Genomic DNA, 20,077 nt, shown 5'->3' on the forward strand with positions numbered 1-20,077 from the left:
TGAGGAAGTATGTCCGTTCGTCGACTAGCCGAAGATCAGTTCCAGCCCGTGGCGTTTGCCTTCAACGCGGATAATACCGTTTGGGCGGAAAAGACGATCAAGAAATATCCCGAGGGACGCCAGCAATCGGCTGTCATCCCGCTGCTCATGCGTGCGCAGGAGCAGGACGGCTGGGTTACCCGCGCCGCCATCGAAAAGATCGCTGACATGCTGGATATGGCCTATATCCGCGTCATGGAAGTGGCGACCTTCTATACCCAGTTCCAGCTGAAGCCGGTCGGCACGCGCGCCCACGTTCAGGTCTGCGGCACCACGCCCTGCATGCTGCGCGGTTCCGAAGCGCTGATGGATGTTTGCCGCAAGAAGATCCACCACGATCCGCTGCACACCAATGAGAGCGGCACGCTGTCCTGGGAAGAAGTGGAATGTCAGGGCGCCTGCGTCAACGCGCCGATGGTCATCATTTTCAAGGATGCCTATGAGGACCTGACGCCCGAGCGCCTGGAAGAAATCATCGACACGTTCGAGGCAGGCAAGGGTGACACGGTCAAGACCGGCCCGCAGATCGACCGTCACGAGTCGGTTCCAGTCGGTGGATTGACGACGCTGACGGAAGAGATCAAGCCTGACCGTTCCAATCTCGACAAGCCGGCCGAAGTGCCTGCGGATGCCGCACCGGTTCCGCCGTCCAATGCCGCCAAGCCGAAGACGGACGCGCCGGAAACCGATCCGAAGCTGAAGACGCCGGCGAATGAGCCGAAGGCTGCGGAAGCCAATGTAAAGACCGTCGAAAAGGAAGCTTCCGGAACGGCTGCGGCGGCAAAGCCGTCGCTCGATTCCAAGGATCGTCCGGCCGGCATCGAACGCCCGGCGACGCCTGACGACCTGAAGCTCATTTCCGGCGTTGGTCCGAAGATCGAAGGCACGCTGCACGAGCTCGGCATCTTCACCTTCGCGCAGGTCGCCGGCTGGAAAAAGGCCGAATGCGACTGGGTCGACGGTTATCTGAATTTCAAGGGCCGCATCGAACGCGACGAGTGGATCAAGCAGGCCGAGGCGCTCGCCAAGGGTGGCGAAGCCGAGTATATCAGGGTCTTCGGCAAGAAGCCGCGGTAAGAGGTGAAGCATGTTAAAAGATCAGGATCGCATCTTTACCAATCTCTACGGCCTCAAGGACAAGTCCCTGAAGGGCGTGAGAGCGCGCGGCCATTGGGACGGCACCAAGCAGATCATCGAAAAGGGCCGTGACTGGATCATCAACGAGATGAAGGCTTCCGGCCTTCGCGGTCGCGGTGGCGCTGGCTTCCCGACGGGTCTCAAATGGTCCTTCATGCCGAAGGAAAATGACGGCCGTCCGCATTATCTCGTCGTCAACGCCGACGAATCCGAACCCGGCACCTGCAAGGACCGCGAAATCCTGCGCAATGATCCGCATACGCTGATCGAAGGCTGCGTGATCGCCGGTTTCGCCATGGGCGCGCATACCGCCTATATCTACGTGCGCGGCGAATATATGCGTGAGCGTGAAGCGCTTCAGGCGGCCATCGACGAGTGCTACGATGCCGGCCTGCTCGGCAAGAACAACAAGAATGGCTGGGATTTCGACATCTACGTCCATCACGGCGCGGGTGCCTATATCTGCGGTGAAGAGACGGCTCTGCTCGAAAGCCTTGAAGGCAAGAAGGGCCAGCCGCGCCTCAAGCCGCCGTTCCCGGCCAATATGGGTCTTTACGGCTGCCCGACGACCGTCAACAACGTTGAATCGATCGCCGTTGCGCCGACCATCCTGCGCCGTGGCGCTGCCTGGTTCTCGGGGATCGGCCGTCCGAACAATGTCGGTACCAAGCTGTTCATGGTGTCAGGCCATGTGGAGCGTCCGTGCACCTTCGAAGATGCGCTGGGCCTGTCCTTCCGTGAACTGATCGAACACCATTGCGGTGGCATTCGCGGCGGCTGGGACAATCTGCTTGGCGTCATCCCCGGCGGCGCATCCTGCCCCATCGTGCGCGGTGAGGACATGAAGGACGCCATCATGGACTTTGACGGCATGCGCGAAGTGAAGTCTTCCTTCGGCACCGGCGGCATGATTGTCATGGACAAGTCCACCGACGTCATCAAGGCGATTGCCCGCATCGCGGCTTTCTTCAAGCATGAAAGCTGCGGCCAGTGCACGCCGTGCCGCGAAGGCACCGGCTGGATGTGGCGCGTGCTGGAGCGCATGGTCAAGGGTAATGCGCAGAAGCGCGAAATCGACATGCTGTTTGAAGTGACCAAGCAGATCGAAGGCCATACCATCTGTGCGCTCGGCGACGCCGCCGCATGGCCGGTACAGGCGCTGATCCGCAATTTCCGTCCGGAAATCGAAAAGCGCATCGACCAATATACCTACAGGGCCATGGATGATGGCGCTGTTCTGGAAGCCGCTGAATAAGCATCGAAGGCTTCGAGCGGAGCCGGAAATTTCCGGCCCCGCAACACCATGAAACGTCTGGCAAACCTTCGGATGCCGGGCGCGATTAAGGATTTGTTGCGGACCGTGTGAGACATGGGACGAACAGGCAACAGGACGTAAGTAGAACCATGGCAAAGCTCAAGGTTGACGGTAAAGAGATCGAGGTTCCGGATCATTTCACGCTGTTGCAGGCGTGCGAGGAGGCTGGTGCCGAAGTTCCGCGCTTTTGTTTTCATGAGCGCTTGTCGGTCGCGGGTAACTGCCGCATGTGTCTCATCGAGGTGAAGGGCGGACCGCCCAAGCCGGCCGCCTCCTGCGCCATGGGCGTGCGCGATGTTCGCGGCGGCCCGAACGGCGAATTGCCTGAGGTTTTCACCAATACGCCGATGGTCAAGAAGGCCCGCGAAGGCGTGATGGAATTCCTGCTCATCAACCATCCGCTGGATTGCCCGATCTGCGACCAGGGTGGTGAATGCGACCTGCAGGACCAGGCCATGGCCTTCGGTATCGCCGGTTCGCGTTATGCGGAAAACAAGCGCGCGGTTGAAGACAAATATATCGGACCGCTGGTCAAGACGGTCATGAACCGTTGCATCCACTGCACGCGCTGCGTCCGTTTCACCACGGAAGTTGCCGGTATCGCCGAACTGGGCCTTATCGGCCGCGGCGAAGATGCCGAAATCACCACCTATCTCGAGCAGGCCATGACCTCGGAGCTGCAGGGCAACGTTGTTGACCTCTGCCCGGTCGGCGCGCTCACCTCCAAGCCTTTCGCCTTCACCGCCCGTCCGTGGGAACTGAACAAGACCGAAACCATCGACGTGATGGACGCGCTCGGTTCGGCCATCCGCGTCGATACCCGTGGCCGCGAAGTCATGCGCGTCATGCCGCGCGTCAACGAGGCGATCAACGAAGAGTGGATTTCCGACAAGAGCCGCTTCATCTGGGACGGCCTGAAGACGCAGCGCCTTGACCGGCCTTACGTCCGCAAGGATGGCCGCCTGCTGCCCGCCACCTGGGGCGAAGCCTTCGGTGCGATCAAGCAGGCTGTTGCCGCAACATCCGGCAACAAGATCGGCGCGATCGCCGGCGATCTGTCTTCCGTTGAAGAAATGTTCGCGCTGAAGTCGCTTCTCGCCTCGCTCGGTTCGGCCAATGTCGATTGCCGTCAGGATGGCGCAGCGCTTGATCCGTCTTTGGGTCGCGCCAGCTATATCTTCAATTCCACCATTGAAGGCATCGAGCAGGCGGACGCACTGCTGATCGTTGGCGCTAACCCGCGTTTCGAAGCGGCTGTCCTCAACGCCCGCATCCGCAAGCGCTGGCGTCGTGGCGGTTTCCCGATCGGCGTGATCGGCGAAGCTGGTGAACTGCGCTACAATTATGAATATCTCGGCTCGGGTGCTGAAACGCTCTCCGATCTGGCCAATGGCTCGCACAGCTTCGTTGACAAGCTGAAGTCCGCCAAGAACCCGCTGATCATCATCGGTCAGGGCGCTCTTGCCCGCGCCGATGGTGCCGCCGTGCTCACTGCTGCTGCCAAGCTCGCCGTTTCGGTCGGTGCTGTCAGCGAAGAGTGGAACGGTTTCTCCGTTCTGCACACTGCAGCTGCCCGCGTTGGCGGTCTCGATATCGGCTTCGTGCCGGGCGAGGGCGGTGTTGCCGCCGCTGAAATGGTCGCCTCCATGGATGTTCTTTTCCTGCTCGGCGCCGATGAACTCGATCTGTCGAACAAGGGCGCCAAGTTCACCGTTTATATCGGCAGCCATGGCGATCAGGGCGCGATGAACGCCGACGTCATCCTTCCGGGTGCGGCCTATACCGAAAAATCCGGTATCTGGGTCAACACCGAAGGCCGTGTGCAGGTGGGCAACCGCGCCGGTTTCGCACCGGGCGAAGCTCGCGAAGACTGGGCGATCCTGCGTGCGCTGTCCGACGTTCTCGGCAAGAAGCTGCCGTTCGATTCGCTGTCGGCGCTGCGCGGTCAGCTTTATGTCGCGCATCCGAATCTGGCGGAAACCGACGAGATCGTCGCCGGCAAGGCTACGGATATCGAGGCTTTGGCCGGCAAGACCGGCTCGCTCAACAAGTCGGCGTTTGCTTCGCCGGTAAAAGACTTTTATTTGACGAACCCGATTGCGCGTGCATCCGCCGTCATGGCCGAGTGTTCCGCATTGGCCCGCAACAATTTCCAGGCTGCGGCAGAGTAAGGGTAGGGGATTTATGGAACAGTTTTTCTGGAGCTACGTCTGGCCCGCGCTGATCATGGTCGGCCAGTCCCTGCTGCTTCTCGTTTGCCTTCTGGTGGCCATCGCCTTCCTTCTGCTTGCCGACCGCAAGGTCTGGGCGGCCGTGCAGCTGCGCCGTGGTCCGAACGTTGTTGGTCCCTTCGGTCTCTTCCAGTCCTTCGCCGACCTTTTGAAGTTCATCCTCAAGGAACCGGTCATTCCGGCCGGCGCCAACAAGGCGGTCTTCCTTCTGGCGCCGCTGGTTGCCGTGACGCTGGCGCTCGCCACCTACGCGGTCATTCCCTTCGCCGATGGCTGGGTCGTCGCCAATATCAATGTGGGCATTCTCTACATCTTCGCGATTTCTTCGCTTGAAGTGTACGGCATCATCATGGGCGGCTGGGCTTCGAACTCGAAATATCCGTTCCTCGGCGCGCTGCGTTCGGCCGCGCAGATGGTGTCCTATGAAGTGTCGATCGGTCTCGTCATCGTCACGGTTCTACTCTGCGTCGGCTCGCTGAACCTGACGGATATCGTTCTTGCCCAGCGCACCGGCCTCGGCACGATGATCGGCCTGCCGGCCTCGTTCCTCGACTGGCACTGGCTGTCGCTGTTCCCGATGTTCATCGTGTTCTTCATTTCCGGCCTTGCCGAAACCAACCGTCCGCCCTTCGATCTTCCGGAAGCGGAATCGGAGCTTGTCGCCGGTCATATGGTCGAATATGGCTCGACGCCTTACATGATGTTCATGCTCGGCGAATATGCTGCGATCGTTCTGATCTGCTGCCTGACGACGATCCTGTTCCTTGGCGGCTGGCTGCCGATCGTGGATGTGTGGTTCCTGAACTGGGTGCCGGGCATCGTCTGGTTCGCGCTGAAGGGCTGCATGGTCTTCTTCATGATCGCGCTCACCAAGGCCTTCGTTCCGCGTTACCGTTATGACCAGCTCATGCGCCTTGGCTGGAAGGTTTTCCTGCCGCTGTCGCTCGCGATGGTCGTGATCGTTGCATTCGTATTGAAGCTGACGGGGTGGGCCGGTTGATGTCCAAACTCCTCGCTCAAAGATCTGGAGACTGAGATGGCAAGCCTCTCCCAAGCCGTCAATTCACTGTTCCTCAAGGAGTTCGTCGGCGCGATCCTGCTAACGATGCGCCACTTCTTCAAGCAGAAGGCGACGGTGAACTATCCTTTCGAAAAGGGCCCGGTCTCTCCGCGCTTCCGTGGTGAACATGCGCTGCGCCGTTATCCGAACGGTGAAGAACGCTGCATCGCCTGCAAGCTGTGTGAAGCCATCTGTCCCGCTCAGGCGATCACCATCGAGGCCGGTCCGCGCCGCAATGACGGCACCCGTCGCACGGTGCGTTACGATATCGACATGGTGAAGTGCATCTATTGCGGCTTCTGCCAGGAAGCCTGCCCGGTGGATGCCATCGTCGAAGGCCCGAACTTCGAATTCGCGACGGAAACCCGCGAGGAGCTTTATTTCGACAAGCAGAGGCTTCTCGACAATGGCGACCGCTGGGAGCGTGAAATCGCGCGCAACCTCGCACTGGATGCACCTTACCGTTAAGGTGCAACCGTCTTTCCGGGGGAGACCCCGGAAAGCGATGAAAAAGTAAAATGCCTGCGCGGTTTTCGCCGGCGGGGACGAAACGGGTGAGGGGGCTTGAAGCCATCTTCTCCCGATGAGGACAAGAAGGCACCAAGATGGGTCTGCACGCTGTATTCTTTTATATATTCGCTTTCGTCGCCGTGGCGTCTGCGTTCATGGTCATCGCATCGAAGAACCCTGTTCATTCGGTGCTCTTCCTGATTTTGACCTTCTTCAACGCAGCCGCGCTGTTCCTGCTGACGGGGGCCGAGTTCCTCGCCATGATCCTGCTGGTGGTCTATGTCGGCGCGGTCGCGGTGCTCTTCCTCTTCGTCGTCATGATGCTGGATGTGGATTTTGCCGAGCTCCGCTCCGGTGTGCTGCAATATGCGCCTGTCGGTGCGCTGATCGGCGTCATTCTGGCTGCCGAGCTGATCGTCGTGGTCGGCGGCAGCGTTCTGAACCCGGTTGCGGCAAAATCGATCACCATGCCGATCCCGCCGGCCGCAGAGCGCACCAATACTGCCGCGCTCGGTGATGTGCTCTATACGAATTATGTCTACTTCTTCCAGCTCGCCGGTCTCGTGCTGCTGGTGGCCATGATCGGCGCCATCGTGCTGACCCTGCGTCATCGCACCGACATCAAGCGGCAGGATATCTCCACGCAGGTCGGCCGCGACCCGAAGACCGCCGTCACCACGGTCAAGGTCAAGCCGGGCCAGGGCATCTGAAGGCGAACGGATCCAAGGAAACAGAATATGGAAATCGGTCTTTCCCACTACCTGACGGTCAGCGCCATCCTCTTCACGATCGGCGTGTTCGGCATCTTCCTCAACCGGAAGAACGTCATCGTCATCCTCATGTCGATCGAGCTTATCCTGCTTGCGGTCAACATCAACATGGTGGCCTTCTCGGCCTTCCTGAACGATATCGTCGGCCAGGTCTTCGCTTTGTTCATTCTGACCGTCGCAGCTGCCGAAGCGGCCATCGGTCTTGCAATACTCGTTGTCTTCTACCGCAACCGCGGATCGATCGCCGTCGAAGACGTCAATATGATGAAGGGCTGATAAGGCTATGATCTACAAGGCTATCGTCTTTCTTCCACTGATCGGCTTCCTGATCGCCGGCCTGTTCGGCCGCTCGATCGGCGCCAAGGCGTCGGAATATGTCACCACCGGTCTGATGATCGTGGTCGCCATCCTGTCGTGGATCGTCTTCTTCACCGTGGCACTCGCCCATGGTGAGCCGGGCGAGGTGATCAAGGTTACTGTCCTGCGCTGGATCCAGTCCGGCGGCATCGACGTCGAATGGGCTTTCCGCATCGATACGCTGACGGCCGTCATGTTCGTCGTGGTCAACACGGTCTCGACGCTCGTGCACCTTTATTCGATCGGATACATGCACCACGATCCGCATCGTCCGCGCTTCTTTGCCTATCTGTCGCTCTTCACCTTCGCCATGCTGATGCTGGTGACCTCCGACAACCTGCTGCAGATGTTCTTCGGCTGGGAAGGCGTGGGTCTGGCGTCCTATCTGCTGATCGGCTTCTGGTTCAAGAAACCTTCGGCTTCTGCAGCCGCCATGAAGGCCTTCATCGTCAACCGCGTCGGTGACTTCGGCTTCATCCTCGGCATTTCCGGCGTCTTCGTGCTGTTCGGCTCGATCAATCTCGAAACCGTCTTCGCTGCCGCCAGCACCTATCTGCCGGCCGAAGGTGCCGCTTCCAGCGAAACCGTCATCAACCTGTTCGGCATGCAGCTGGACAAGGCCAATGCGATAACGGGCGTCTGCCTGCTGCTCTTCATGGGCGCCATGGGTAAATCGGCGCAGTTCCTGCTGCACACCTGGCTGCCGGACGCGATGGAAGGCCCGACCCCGGTGTCTGCCCTCATTCACGCCGCAACCATGGTCACCGCCGGCGTCTTCCTCGTCGCCCGCATGTCGCCGCTGTTTGAGCTGTCGCCGGATGCGCTGACCGTCGTGACGCTGATCGGTGCGATCACCGCCTTCTTCGCGGCAACCGTCGGCCTCGTGCAGAACGACATCAAGCGCGTGATTGCCTATTCGACCTGCTCGCAGCTCGGTTACATGTTCGTGGCGCTCGGCGTCGGCGCTTATGGCGCTGCCGTATTCCACCTCTTTACGCACGCCTTCTTCAAGGCCCTGCTGTTCTTGTGCGCCGGCTCGGTCATCCATGCCGTCGATGGCGAGCAGGACATGCGTTACATGGGTGGCCTGCGCAAGCATATCCCCATCACCTTCTGGACCATGACCGTTGGCACTCTGGCGCTGACCGGCGTCGGTATTCCGGGCACGATGATCGGTTTTGCCGGCTTCTTCTCGAAGGACGTCATCATCGAATCCGCTTACGCGTCCCATTCGGTTCTGTCCGGTTTCGCCTTCACGCTGCTGGTCATCGCCGCGCTGTTCACCAGCTTCTATTCCTGGCGTCTGGCTTTCATGACCTTCTTCGGCAAGCCGCGCGCATCTGCCGACGTCATGCACCATGTGCATGAATCGCCGATGGTCATGCTGATCCCGCTTTTCATCCTCACGGTTGGCGCGATCTTTGCCGGTGTTGCCTTCGAGGGTTATTTCTTCGGCCACGAATATGCCGAGTTCTGGAAGGGCGCTCTGTTCACGCTTCCGGAAAATGAAATCCTCGAGGAATTCCACCACGTGCCGCTGTGGGTGAAGTGGAGCCCGTTCTTCGCCATGGCCCTTGGTTTCGTGACCGCCTGGTACATGTACATCAAGTCGCCGGAGACGCCGAAGCGTCTGGCAGCGACCCATCGTGGCCTCTACCAGTTCCTCCTCAACAAGTGGTACTTCGACGAACTCTACGACTTCCTCTTCGTTCGTTCCGCAAAGGCGCTCGGCCGCTTCCTGTGGAAGAAGGGCGACGTCGCCGTCATCGACCATTATGGACCGAACGGCATTGCAGCGCGTGTGGTTGACGTGACCAACCGCATGGTCCGCCTGCAATCCGGTTACCTCTATCATTATGCCTTTGCGATGCTGATCGGCATCGCGGCGCTTGTCACCTGGATGATGCTCGGGAGTGCCCTCTGATGACCGATTGGCCTATTCTTTCAACGGTCACCTTTCTGCCGCTCGTCGGCGTGGTGCTCCTGCTGCTGACAAATGAGAACGGCCCTTATGGTCGCCGCAACATTCTCAATGTCTCGCTGCTGACGACCGTTTTCACATTCCTCGTATCGCTGTTCATCTGGATCGGTTTCGATAATTCGAATCCCGGTTTCCAGATGGTCGAAAAACACGCCTGGTTCGGCAACATCGCTGCCTATCATCTGGGTGTCGACGGCATCTCCATGCTGTTCGTCATCCTCACCACCTTCCTCATGCCCTTCTGCGTGCTGGCAAGCTGGGAATCGATCGAGAAGCGCGTAAAGGAATACATGATCGCCTTCCTGCTTCTGGAAGTCGTCATGATCGGCGTCTTCGTGGCGCTGGATACGGTTCTCTTCTACGTCTTCTTCGAAGCGACGCTGATCCCGATGTTCATCATCATCGGCGTCTGGGGCGGCAAGGATCGCGTCTACGCGTCCTACAAATTCTTCCTCTACACGCTGCTCGGCTCGGTTCTGACCATGCTCGCCATCATGGCGATGTACTGGCAGTCCGGTACGACCGACATGACGGAACTGCTGAAATACGGCTTCCCGGCCGGCATGCAGACCTGGCTCTGGCTTGCCTGTTTTGCAGCCTTCTCGGTGAAGATGCCGATGTGGCCGGTACACACCTGGCTGCCCGACGCCCACGTTCAGGCACCGACTGCAGGCTCCGTCATTCTTGCCGGCGTCATGCTGAAGCTCGGCGGTTACGGTTTCATCCGCTTCTCGCTGTCGATGTTCCCGCTGGCTTCGGACTATTTCGCCCCCTTCGTCTTCACGCTGTCGGTACTCGCCATCATCTACACCTCGCTGGTGGCGATGATGCAGGACGACATCAAGAAGCTGATTGCCTATTCTTCCGTCGCCCACATGGGTTACGTGACCATGGGCATCTTTGCCGCCAACGTTCAGGGCGTGCAGGGCGCGATCTTCCAGATGCTGTCGCACGGTATCGTGTCTGGCGCGCTCTTCCTCTGCGTCGGCGTTGTCTATGACCGGCTGCATACCCGCGAGATTTCCGCCTATGGTGGTCTCGTCAACAATATGCCGAAATATGCCGTCGCCTTCATGATCTTCACCATGGCCAATGTCGGTCTGCCCGGCACCTCCGGCTTCGTTGGTGAATTCCTGACCCTGGTCGGCGTCTTCCGTGCCAACACGCTGGTCGCACTGTTTGCGGCAACCGGCGTCATCCTCTCGGCAGCCTATGCGCTGTGGCTTTACCGCCGCGTGATCTTCGGCGCGCTCGAGAAGGAAAGCCTGAAGTCGATGCTCGATCTGTCAACCCGCGAAAAGGTCATCCTTTATCCGCTGGTTGCGCTGACGATCTTCTTCGGTGTCTATCCGGCACCGGTGTTCGATGCGACAGCCGCATCGGTCGATCTTCTGGTAAACAACTATTCGGCTGCATTGCAGGCGGCGCAAAATGTTGCGCTCTCTATGAATTGACGACAGGACCCGTTGGACATGACCGCTGAAATCCTTTTTGCCAGTCTGCACATTGCGACGCCCGAGCTGATCCTTGCGGTCGGCGCGCTGGCGCTGCTCATGATTGGCGTCTTCTCGGGCGACAAGTCGACAACGACGGTAACCGGCCTTGCCGTTGCCCTCCTGCTCGTCGTCGGTCTCTGGATCATTTTCGCCCCGGCGTCGGGCGTTGCCTTCGGCGGTGTCTACATCGCCGATTCCTTCGGCAATTTCATGAAGGTGCTGGCGCTGATCGGCTCCATTACCGCCATGATCCTCGCTGTCGGCCAGGGCCGCTTCGAGCCGATCGGTCGTTTCGAATATCCGGTGCTGCTGGTTCTGGCGACTCTTGGCATCCTGCTGATGATCTCGGCCAACAACCTGATCTCGCTCTACATGGCGCTGGAACTGCAGTCGCTGGCACTTTACGTCGTCTGCGCCATCAACCGTGAAAGCCTGCGCTCCACGGAAGCTGGCCTGAAGTACTTCGTTCTCGGCGCGCTGTCCTCCGGCATGCTGCTTTACGGCATGTCGCTGGTCTATGGTTTCACCGGCAATACCGGCTTTAGTGAAATCGCCCAGGTTCTTGCGTCGGAAACCCGTTCGCTCGGCCTCGTCTTCGGTCTGGTCTTTGTTCTCGCCGGCCTTGCATTCAAGATTTCGGCCGTGCCGTTCCACATGTGGACGCCTGATGTTTATGAAGGCGCGCCGACCCCGGTCACCGCCTTCCTTTCGGCGGCTCCCAAGATCGGCGCCATGGCGATCTTCGTGCGCATCGTCGTTGACGCTTTCCAGCCGGTCTTTGCCGACTGGCAGCAGATCGTCGTTTTCATCTCCATCGCTTCGATGCTGCTCGGCTCGTTTGCCGCGATCGGCCAGAAGAACATCAAGCGCCTGATGGCCTATTCCTCCATCGGTCACATGGGTTATGCGCTGGTCGGTCTTGCCGCTGGCACGCAGGCAGGCATTTCGGGCGTCATTCTCTACATGACCATCTACATGGTCATGACGCTCGGCACCTTCGCCTGCATTCTCTCCATGCGCCGCAAGGAAATCGGCAATGTCGAAAATGTCGAGGATCTGGCCGGGCTTTCGTCCACCAACCCCTTCATGGCGGTGGTTCTGACGATCCTGATGTTCTCGCTTGCCGGCATTCCGCCGCTCGCCGGCTTCTTCGGCAAATATTACGTCTTCCTTGCTGCGATCGAAGCCAAGCTCTATCCGCTGGCCGTCATCGGTGTGATCGGCTCGGTGGTCGGCGCTTATTATTATATCCGTATTGTCAAGGTCATGTGGTTTGATGAAGCCAAGGGCAGCTTCGAGCGTCCGGCGGGCGAACTGAAGGTGGTTTATGCGCTTTCGGGTCTGTTCGTTGTCGCTTTCGTCGTCTTTGGCGGTGCGCTTGGCAATGCCGTCACGGTTGCAGCAAAGACGTTCTTTTGATCGATACGCCGCGGCATACGGGCCGGATGTCCATCGATGACTTCCGGCACGAGGCGATGGCGGAAACGCCATCGACCAACATCGAATGTTTCGCCCGTGCAAGGGCGGGCGATGGCGGCAATCTGTGGGTTACCGCCATCCGCCAGACCGGCGGGCGCGGGCGTCGCGGCCGGCCATGGGTCTCCGAACCCGGTAATCTCTACGCCTCGCTCCTCCTCATCGATCCTGCGCCGATGGACCGTATCGGCTCTTTGCCGCTTGCCTTTGCACTGGCTGTCTATCGCGCCATCCGCGCGGTCTTGCCGACAGGCGGCGCGCCGCTTGAGATCAAATGGCCGAACGACGTGCTGATTGGCCGTCAGAAAACCTGCGGCATTTTGATGGAAGCGGAGCTTCTGCCGGATGGGCGGCGGGCAATCGTCATCGGCATCGGTATCAATATCGCCCATAAGCCGGATAATCCGCTTTATCCCGTCACCATGCTGTCCGAACACGGCGCTTCCTGCTCTGCCGATGAGCTTTTCGCGCATCTCTTTCGGGAAACGGCGGATGTGCTGCGAGATTGGGATGAGGGCAGGGGCGTCGCCGGTGTCATGGCTGGCTGGCGGGAGGCTGCCTGCGGTATCGGCGAACATATCACCGTCAATTTCCCGGATCGTTCGATCGGCGGGCGTTTCGTCGGAATTGATGATAATGGTTATCTGCTGCTGGACGAGGACGAGGGCGCAAGGCGCTCCATTGCAGCCGGCGACGTGTTTTTTGGATGAGGTGAACGGTGCGGCTTTATAAAATGCCGCGCCGAACCCGATCCCACAGGTTGGAGTTTTCCTGCAGCTCATAAAAAGCAGGATGGCAGACCGGCTCCGCATCGGCCCGGTCGATCAGATGGTTCAACAGGTCCGATGCTGCAAACATGCGCGGGGCGCGGCAAAGTGCCGTCGTCCACACGCGCTCGTGAATGGATAAAAAGAACAATGGCTAAACAGGACGAACTGGTCTTCCTGCCGCTTGGCGGCGTCGGTGAAATCGGCATGAATCTGGCGCTTTACGGATACGGTCCGGCAGGCAAGCGCGAATGGATCATGGTGGATTGCGGCGTGACCTTTGCCGGTCTCGATCTGCCGGGTGTCGATCTGGTGTTGCCTGACATCACGTATATCGCCGAGCAGAAGAAAAACCTCAAAGGCATCATCATCACCCACGCCCATGAGGATCACTACGGCGCGCTGAACGATCTGTGGCCGGGCCTCAACGTGCCGGTCTATGCCTCGGGTTTCACCGCCGGCATGCTGGAAGCCAAGCGCGCCTATGAAGGCAGCCGCGCCGAAATTCCGATCACTCCCTTCAAGGCGGGCGACCGCATCAATGTTGGTCCGTTCGAAATCGAGGCCGTCGGCGTCAATCACTCCATCCCGGAGCCAATGTCGCTGGTCATCCGCACGCCGCTCGGCAATCTCATCCATACCGGCGACTGGAAAATCGATGAGGCTCCGTCGCTCGGGCCGTTGACGGATGAGGCCCGTTTCCGCGCCATCGGCGAAGAGGGCGTGCTGGCGCTGATGTGCGACAGCACCAACTCGGTACGCGATGGCGTGTCGCCTTCCGAACACGAGGTTTCCGAAGGCCTGCGCCAGATCATTGAAAATGCCGAGGGCCGTGTCGCCGTTACCACCTTCTCCTCCAATGTCGGGCGTATCCGCTCGATTGCCCAGGCGGCAGAGGCGGCGGGCCGTGAGGTGCTGCTGCTTGGCTCGTCGCTGAAGCGCGTTGTCAACGTCTCGCAGGACCTCGGCATCATGGAAGGCATCCAGCCATTTCTGGCCGAAGACGAATATGGCTATATTCCACGCGACAAGGTGGTGCTGATTCTGACCGGTTCGCAGGGTGAACCGCGTGCCGCGCTTGCCAAGCTTTCGCGTGACGAGATGCGCAATGTGGCGCTCGCTTCCGGTGACACGGTGGTGTTTTCCTCTCGCGCCATTCCCGGCAATGAAAAGGCCATCATCGATATCAAGAACGGGCTGATCGAGCAGGGCGTCCATATCATCACTGACAATGAGGCTCTGGTCCACGTTTCCGGCCATCCACGCCGCAACGAGCTTCTGAAGATGTATGAGTGGACGAAGCCGCAGATCGTTGTGCCTGTCCATGGCGAGGCGGCGCATCTGGTGGCGCAGAAGGAACTGGCCGAGCAGGCCGGCATTTCGCAGGTGCCGAAGGTGCGCAACGGTAATATTCTGCGTCTGGCCCCCGGTCCTGCGGAAGTCATCGATGATGCGCCGCATGGCCGCGTCTTCAAGGACGGCAATCTCATCGGCGATATGGATGAGATGGGCATCAGCAATCGCCGCAAGCTGTCCTTCGCCGGTCACGTCTCCGTCAACGTGGTGCTGGACAGCCGTTACGACTTCCTCGGCGATCCCGATGTCGTGCCCTTCGGCCTGCCGGAATTCGATGACGAGGGCGAGGACATGGAGGACACGCTTTACGACGCGGTTCTCGGTGCTGTGGAAAGCATTCCCCGCGCCCGTCGCAAGGATCTGGAACTGCTGCGTGAAGCGGTGCGCCGCGCCGTTCGCGCTGCTGCCAACCAGACCTGGGGCAAGAAGCCGATCGTAACGGTTTTTGTCACCAAGGTTTGAGCCGGAGGCGCGCAAGACTGATGTGTCGGGCGATCTGTGTCATCCGCACTCCGTCACCCCGGGCTTGTCCCACTGCTGTCCGGTTTGAATTTCCGGACAGGCTGCAATCCCCTTGAAGTCGGTGGTGAAGGGTGAACATTCACTCAACGGCATCCTCGGCCATGTGCCGAGGATCTAACGGCGCCGAATAATCAATATGTTGGCGGATCCTCGGGGCAGGCCCGAGGATGACGTCGGCACAATTGGCCTGACTTTTCTTCCCATTGGACGACGTCGCCAGCACGGTTCTGTTCCTGCTTCCAGGGCTTTTTGCGCTTCTTGCCGAGAAGTGATTCCGCTTTACGGATGAATGCGTTACAAGAAGCCCATTGTGCAGGAGGATCACATGCCGCTTCTTTCGGTCTTCGCCGTTTATTTCATCGTCTGGTGGACGGTGCTTTTTGTTGTGTTGCCGATTGGACTTCGCACCCAGGCGGAAGACGGCGATGTGGCGCTTGGCACCATTGCCAGCGCGCCATCCCGCTTCCGAGGCGGCCGCATCGTCCTGTGGACAACACTGATATCGGCGCTGATCTGTGGTGTGTGGTACGGTGGATCCTGGTGGTTCGGTTTCAGCCTTGATGATCTCCCGAGAATTGTCCCGGTTTACGACTGAAGTATCGGAGCTTGATTCCACCGCATTCGTGACCTGGAAAACGTGGCTCCGTCACGTCTGCAACGTAGCGAATGCAGTCCACCTCAAAACCGGGATGACCGAAAATAGGGCAGCACTATCCGTGTCGCTGCAAGGCGTATCTGCGGCTTGTCATATGGATGTCATCTCTGTCGTGCACACAGCATAAGCATATTGGGCGGCTGATTCACCGTCACAATTTCACCGGAATAGTCCGCCGGGGAGTTGCCATGTGTTGAATCAAAAAAAAACAAGGCCTTTCAGCCTTGTTTTCCAAGTTTCGCGTGATCTGTAACCGTTGCCGGGGCAGCGACGAGCGCGCCTAAGATCTGATCCTCCCAAGACTGACCGCGAAAATGACAAGAATTTAAACTTCTTGCCTCTTTTGTAAGCTAAAGCTAGCTCAATCACCCATGCTTGTCATCTCATTTTTTGCATATTTGTTACAGTCGGCAAAAAATTCTCTGTGGTGCAATTTGTCGCACCGGATCAAGAATAATATTCCGGTCAAAGCGTTTTGACGCGAATTAGCTATCTCGAAAATGCCACGAAATCGCCTTCAACGCTCTTTTCATGGCGGGTTTTCTTCTTGGCGGGAAACGGCTATATCCGGCGCCAATATCCCTTTATTCGGGGCGATTCCCGCGCCTTTGCGCGCCGTCGTCCACATCAATGGAAGCCGTCATGCGTCTCAGCCGTTATTTCATGCCCATCCTGAAGGAAAATCCCAAGGAAGCGGAGATCGTCTCCCACCGCCTGATGTTGCGCGCAGGCATGATCCGGCAGCAATCGGCTGGCATTTATTCCTGGCTGCCGCTCGGCAAGCGCGTGCTGGACAAGGTCAACAGGATCATCCGTCAGGAGCAGGACCGTTCCGGCGCCATCGAGCTTCTGATGCCGACGCTGCAGACCGCCGAGCTCTGGCAGGAAAGCGGCCGTTATGACGATTACGGCAAGGAGATGCTGCGCATCAAGGACCGCCAGGACCGCCAGATGCTGTATGGCCCCACCAATGAGGAGATGATCACCGACATCTTCCGTTCCTATGTGAAGTCCTACAAGAACCTGCCGCTGAACCTTTACCATATCCAGCTGAAGTTCCGCGATGAAGTGCGTCCGCGTTTCGGCACCATGCGTTCGCGTGAGTTCCTGATGAAGGATGCCTATTCCTTCGACCTGACCAAGGAAGACGCGATCCACTCCTATAACAAGATGTTCGTGGCTTACCTGCGCACCTTCGAGCGCCTTGGCCTGCGCGCCATTCCCATGCGCGCCGATACCGGCCCGATCGGCGGCAATCACAGCCATGAATTCATCATCCTGGCCGATACCGGTGAATCCGAGGTCTTCTGCCACAAGAGCTTCCTCGACCGTGCCATCCCGGCCGAAAACACCGACTTTGACGATGTCGCAGCCCTTCAGGGTGTATTCGATGAGTGGACGGCCGATTATGCCGCCACCTCCGAAATGCATGACGAAGCAGCCTATGATGCCATTCCGGATGGTGAGCGTCTTTCCGCACGCGGTATCGAAGTTGGCCACATCTTCTATTTCGGCACCAAATATTCCGAGCCGATGGGCGCGAAAGTGCAGGGCAAGGACGGCAAGGAACATCCTGTCCACATGGGTTCCTATGGCATTGGCCCGACACGCCTTGTTCCCGCCATCATTGAAGCATCGCATGATGAGAACGGAATCATCTGGCCGGCCTCCGTCGCGCCTTTTGATGTTGTTGTCATCAACATGAAGGCTGGCGATGCGGCCTGTGATGCGGCTTGCGAAAAGCTGTATTATCAGCTCTCCAACGCCGGCAAGGATGTTCTTTACGACGATACCGACGACCGTGCGGGCCAGAAGTTTGCCACCGCCGATCTGATCGGTGTGCCGATGCAGATCATCGTCGGCCCGCGTTCTGTTGCGAATGGCGAAGTCGAAGTGAAGGACCGCAAGACCGGTGAACGTGAAACCGTCACAATCGAGGCGGCAATGAACAAGGCGCTTGCCTAAGCAACGAACGGAAAGATGGGAGCGGCCTTCATGCGAAGACCGCTCCGGTTTTATGGCGCAGGCGCCGTTACGATTGGGACCGATCTTTGGAAAAGACCGATCCTGCAGATTGAGATCAGGGAGACGACATGGCAAAAGCCGATGCTGACAAGGGTGCGGCTCCTTCCGCCCGGGAAAAGACCGCCCGGCCTTTTTCCGCTTTTGAACGCATGGTGGCCTGGCGCTATCTGCGGTCGCGGCGCAAGGAAGCGTTCATTTCCGTCATCGCCGGTTTTTCTTTTGTCGGCATCATGCTGGGCGTTGCAACGCTCATCATCGTCATGGCTGTCATGAACGGTTTTCGTACCGAGCTGATTTCGCGCATTCTCGGCATTAACGGCCATATGATTGTCCAGCCGATCGACCAGCCCTTCAATAATTATGATGAGCTGGCGAAGAAGTTTTCAGCCGTGCCGGGTGTCACCATGGCCCTGCCGCTGGTGGAAGGCCAGACATTGGCCTCCGGCCGTGGCGGCGCAGGCTCCGGCGCGCTGGTGCGTGGCGTGCGCCAGGAGGATATCGACAAGATCAAGGAAGTTGCCAGCAACATCAAGACCGGCGATCTCGTCGGCTTCATGGCGGGCGACGGCGTTCTGGTCGGCTCGCGGCTTGCCGCACAGCTTGGCGTGACGGCGGGTGATGACATCACGCTCATTTCGCCGGAAGGCGACGTGACGCCGATGGGCGTCAATCCGCGCGTCAAATCCTACAAGATATCAGGCGTCTTCGAGATCGGCATGTCAGAATATGACGCGTCGATGATCTATATGCCGCTGTCTGAAGCCCAGCTTTATTTCAATGCCGACGGCATCGTGCAATCCATCGAGCTTTATGTCAGCCGCCCCGATGACGTCGACGGCATCCGGCCGCTGGTGGAGCAGGCCGCCGAACGGCAGATCTATATCACCGACTGGCGACAGCGGAACCAGACCTTCTTTTCCGCCCTGCAGGTGGAAAGAAACGTGATGTTCATGATCCTCACCCTCATCGTTCTGGTGGCGGCGCTGAACATCATTTCCGGCCTCATCATGCTGGTGAAGGACAAGGGCAGCGATATCGCCATTCTGCGCACCATGGGGGCCAGTTCCGGCGCGGTCATGCGTATCTTCTTCATGACCGGAGCGGCCATCGGCACGGTCGGCACCTTTGCCGGCGTGGCGCTTGGCGTCATCGTCTGCCTCAATGTGGAATCCATCCGGCAGTTCTTTTCCTGGATATCCGGTACGGTGCTGTTTGACCCGCAGCTTTATTTCCTCAGCCAGCTGCCGGCCGAAATGGATATCAGCGAGACCATCACCGTCGTCATCATGGCGCTGACGCTTTCTTTCCTGGCAACGATCTTTCCAGCATGGCGGGCTTCCAAGCTCGATCCGGTGCAGGCCCTGCGTTACGAATAAGGACCGCTTCGCAATATGGCAAAAAAAACAGTGCTGCGGCTTACCGGCGTGGAACGGACCTATGGTCAGGGTGAAACGTCGCTTTCCATTCTGCGCAAGGCCGATCTTGAATTGAGGAGCGGTGAGATGGTGGCGCTCGTCGCCCCCTCCGGTACCGGAAAATCCACACTGCTGCATCTGGCGGGCCTTCTGGAGCACCCTGACGCGGGTGAGGTTTTCATCAATGGCGCGCCATGCAACGGTCTGCCGGATGAAACCCGCACCGCGATCCGCCGCAGCGACATTGGTTTCGTCTATCAGTTCCATCACCTCCTGCCGGAGTTTTCGGCGGTGGAAAATGTGATGATGCCGCAGCTTATCGCCGGTCTCACACAGGCCGAAGCGCGCAAGCGTGCCAGCGCCCTGCTGGACTACATGCGCGTCGGCCATCGCGGCGAACATCGCCCGGCCGAACTTTCCGGTGGCGAGCAGCAGCGTGTGGCGATTGCGCGCGCGGTTGCCAATGCGCCGCTTCTGCTGCTTGCGGATGAGCCGACCGGCAACCTCGATCCCGAAACCGCGCATTATGTTTTCGATGCGCTGGAGGCCTTAGTGCGCCAGTCCGGCCTTGCGGCGATGATCGCCACCCATAACCACGACCTCGCTGCCCGCATGGACCGACGTGTCACGCTTGCAGACGGCAAGATCGTCGATTTCTGATCATCACGGTCTGAGCCGGCGATATCGTCGACGCGGCTGAGTCGCTTCGCTGCGGCTCCTCCATGGGTCGGCTCCTTCTTCCACAATTGAATTTTTTCCGAACCCGTAGGTGTTTCAACCTCCGGGTTTTTTCGCTTTGGAGTCAGGGGCTTGTCGATCATGGGAACGGAACCGCAGCCGATTCTGCCGCGTTAGCAAGGGGAATATCAGTGAAACCCTGTTGACAATCGAACAAAATGAGAACAAAGTTGGAACATAACGAGTAAGGAGAGACCAATGACTGATTTCATCCGTGACGTTGCCGC

Annotated in this window: 16 protein-coding genes; all 16 read left to right on the forward strand. The window is 58.9% G+C overall.

Features of this window, described 5'->3' with window-relative positions; all coding sequences use genetic code 11:
• Positions 1 to 9 precede the first annotated feature (9 nt).
• Positions 10 to 1,116 carry an NADH-quinone oxidoreductase subunit E gene (locus tag EXN68_RS03340; RefSeq protein ID WP_127756140.1) on the forward strand — a complete coding sequence of 369 codons (1,107 nt, stop codon included), beginning with the start codon at positions 10 to 12 and terminating at the stop codon, positions 1,114 to 1,116.
• Positions 1,117 to 1,126: 10 nt separating this feature from the next.
• Positions 1,127 to 2,431: an NADH-quinone oxidoreductase subunit NuoF gene (gene nuoF, locus EXN68_RS03345; protein WP_080817174.1), complete on the forward strand. Its 1,305-nt coding sequence runs from the start codon at positions 1,127 to 1,129 to the stop codon at positions 2,429 to 2,431.
• A 149-nt stretch (positions 2,432 to 2,580) separates the two neighbouring features.
• Positions 2,581 to 4,662: an NADH-quinone oxidoreductase subunit NuoG gene (nuoG, locus tag EXN68_RS03350; RefSeq protein WP_142839608.1), complete on the forward strand. Its 2,082-nt coding sequence runs from the start codon at positions 2,581 to 2,583 to the stop codon at positions 4,660 to 4,662.
• A gap of 13 nt (positions 4,663 to 4,675) precedes the next feature.
• The gene (gene nuoH, locus EXN68_RS03355) at positions 4,676 to 5,722 is read left to right on the forward strand and encodes an NADH-quinone oxidoreductase subunit NuoH (RefSeq protein WP_006312706.1); all 1,047 of its coding nucleotides are present in this window, start codon (positions 4,676 to 4,678) and stop codon (positions 5,720 to 5,722) included.
• Positions 5,723 to 5,758: 36 nt separating this feature from the next.
• Positions 5,759 to 6,250: an NADH-quinone oxidoreductase subunit NuoI gene (gene nuoI, locus EXN68_RS03360; protein WP_142839609.1), complete on the forward strand. Its 492-nt coding sequence runs from the start codon at positions 5,759 to 5,761 to the stop codon at positions 6,248 to 6,250.
• Positions 6,251 to 6,387: 137 nt separating this feature from the next.
• Positions 6,388 to 7,002, forward strand: a complete 615-nt coding sequence (locus EXN68_RS03365; RefSeq protein WP_052818538.1) for an NADH-quinone oxidoreductase subunit J — start codon at positions 6,388 to 6,390, stop codon at positions 7,000 to 7,002.
• A 27-nt stretch (positions 7,003 to 7,029) separates the two neighbouring features.
• Positions 7,030 to 7,338 carry an NADH-quinone oxidoreductase subunit NuoK gene (nuoK, locus tag EXN68_RS03370; RefSeq protein ID WP_003521516.1) on the forward strand — a complete coding sequence of 103 codons (309 nt, stop codon included), beginning with the start codon at positions 7,030 to 7,032 and terminating at the stop codon, positions 7,336 to 7,338.
• 7 nt (positions 7,339 to 7,345) lie between these two features.
• A complete protein-coding gene (gene nuoL / locus EXN68_RS03375) occupies positions 7,346 to 9,343 on the forward strand; it encodes an NADH-quinone oxidoreductase subunit L (RefSeq protein ID WP_142839610.1) in 1,998 nt (665 codons plus the stop codon).
• On the forward strand, positions 9,343 to 10,854 hold the full coding sequence (locus tag EXN68_RS03380; RefSeq protein WP_142839611.1) for an NADH-quinone oxidoreductase subunit M: 1,512 nt from the start codon (positions 9,343 to 9,345) through the stop codon (positions 10,852 to 10,854). Before nuoL ends, EXN68_RS03380 begins: the two co-directional genes overlap by 1 nt.
• An 18-nt stretch (positions 10,855 to 10,872) precedes the next feature.
• Positions 10,873 to 12,315 carry an NADH-quinone oxidoreductase subunit NuoN gene (gene nuoN / locus EXN68_RS03385; RefSeq protein ID WP_142839612.1) on the forward strand — a complete coding sequence of 481 codons (1,443 nt, stop codon included), beginning with the start codon at positions 10,873 to 10,875 and terminating at the stop codon, positions 12,313 to 12,315.
• 26 nt (positions 12,316 to 12,341) lie between these two features.
• Complete coding sequence (locus EXN68_RS03390; RefSeq protein WP_161991178.1) at positions 12,342 to 13,082, forward strand: biotin--[acetyl-CoA-carboxylase] ligase; 741 nt, start codon at positions 12,342 to 12,344, stop codon at positions 13,080 to 13,082.
• Between the two features lie 207 nt (positions 13,083 to 13,289).
• Positions 13,290 to 14,957: a ribonuclease J gene (locus EXN68_RS03395; protein ID WP_142839614.1), complete on the forward strand. Its 1,668-nt coding sequence runs from the start codon at positions 13,290 to 13,292 to the stop codon at positions 14,955 to 14,957.
• A gap of 349 nt (positions 14,958 to 15,306) precedes the next feature.
• The gene (locus tag EXN68_RS03400) at positions 15,307 to 15,612 is read left to right on the forward strand and encodes a DUF1467 family protein (protein ID WP_052818535.1); all 306 of its coding nucleotides are present in this window, start codon (positions 15,307 to 15,309) and stop codon (positions 15,610 to 15,612) included.
• Positions 15,613 to 16,314: 702 nt separating this feature from the next.
• Positions 16,315 to 17,637 carry a proline--tRNA ligase gene (proS, locus tag EXN68_RS03405; RefSeq protein ID WP_142839615.1) on the forward strand — a complete coding sequence of 441 codons (1,323 nt, stop codon included), beginning with the start codon at positions 16,315 to 16,317 and terminating at the stop codon, positions 17,635 to 17,637.
• A 128-nt stretch (positions 17,638 to 17,765) separates the two neighbouring features.
• The gene (locus tag EXN68_RS03410) at positions 17,766 to 19,073 is read left to right on the forward strand and encodes a lipoprotein-releasing ABC transporter permease subunit (RefSeq protein ID WP_142839616.1); all 1,308 of its coding nucleotides are present in this window, start codon (positions 17,766 to 17,768) and stop codon (positions 19,071 to 19,073) included.
• 15 nt (positions 19,074 to 19,088) lie between these two features.
• On the forward strand, positions 19,089 to 19,772 hold the full coding sequence (locus EXN68_RS03415; protein WP_046800302.1) for an ABC transporter ATP-binding protein: 684 nt from the start codon (positions 19,089 to 19,091) through the stop codon (positions 19,770 to 19,772).
• The last annotated feature ends 305 nt before the right edge of the window (positions 19,773 to 20,077 follow it).

It is taken from the genome of Martinezella rhizogenes (assembly GCF_007002745.1).
GTDB lineage: Bacteria > Pseudomonadota > Alphaproteobacteria > Rhizobiales > Rhizobiaceae > Agrobacterium > Agrobacterium cucumeris.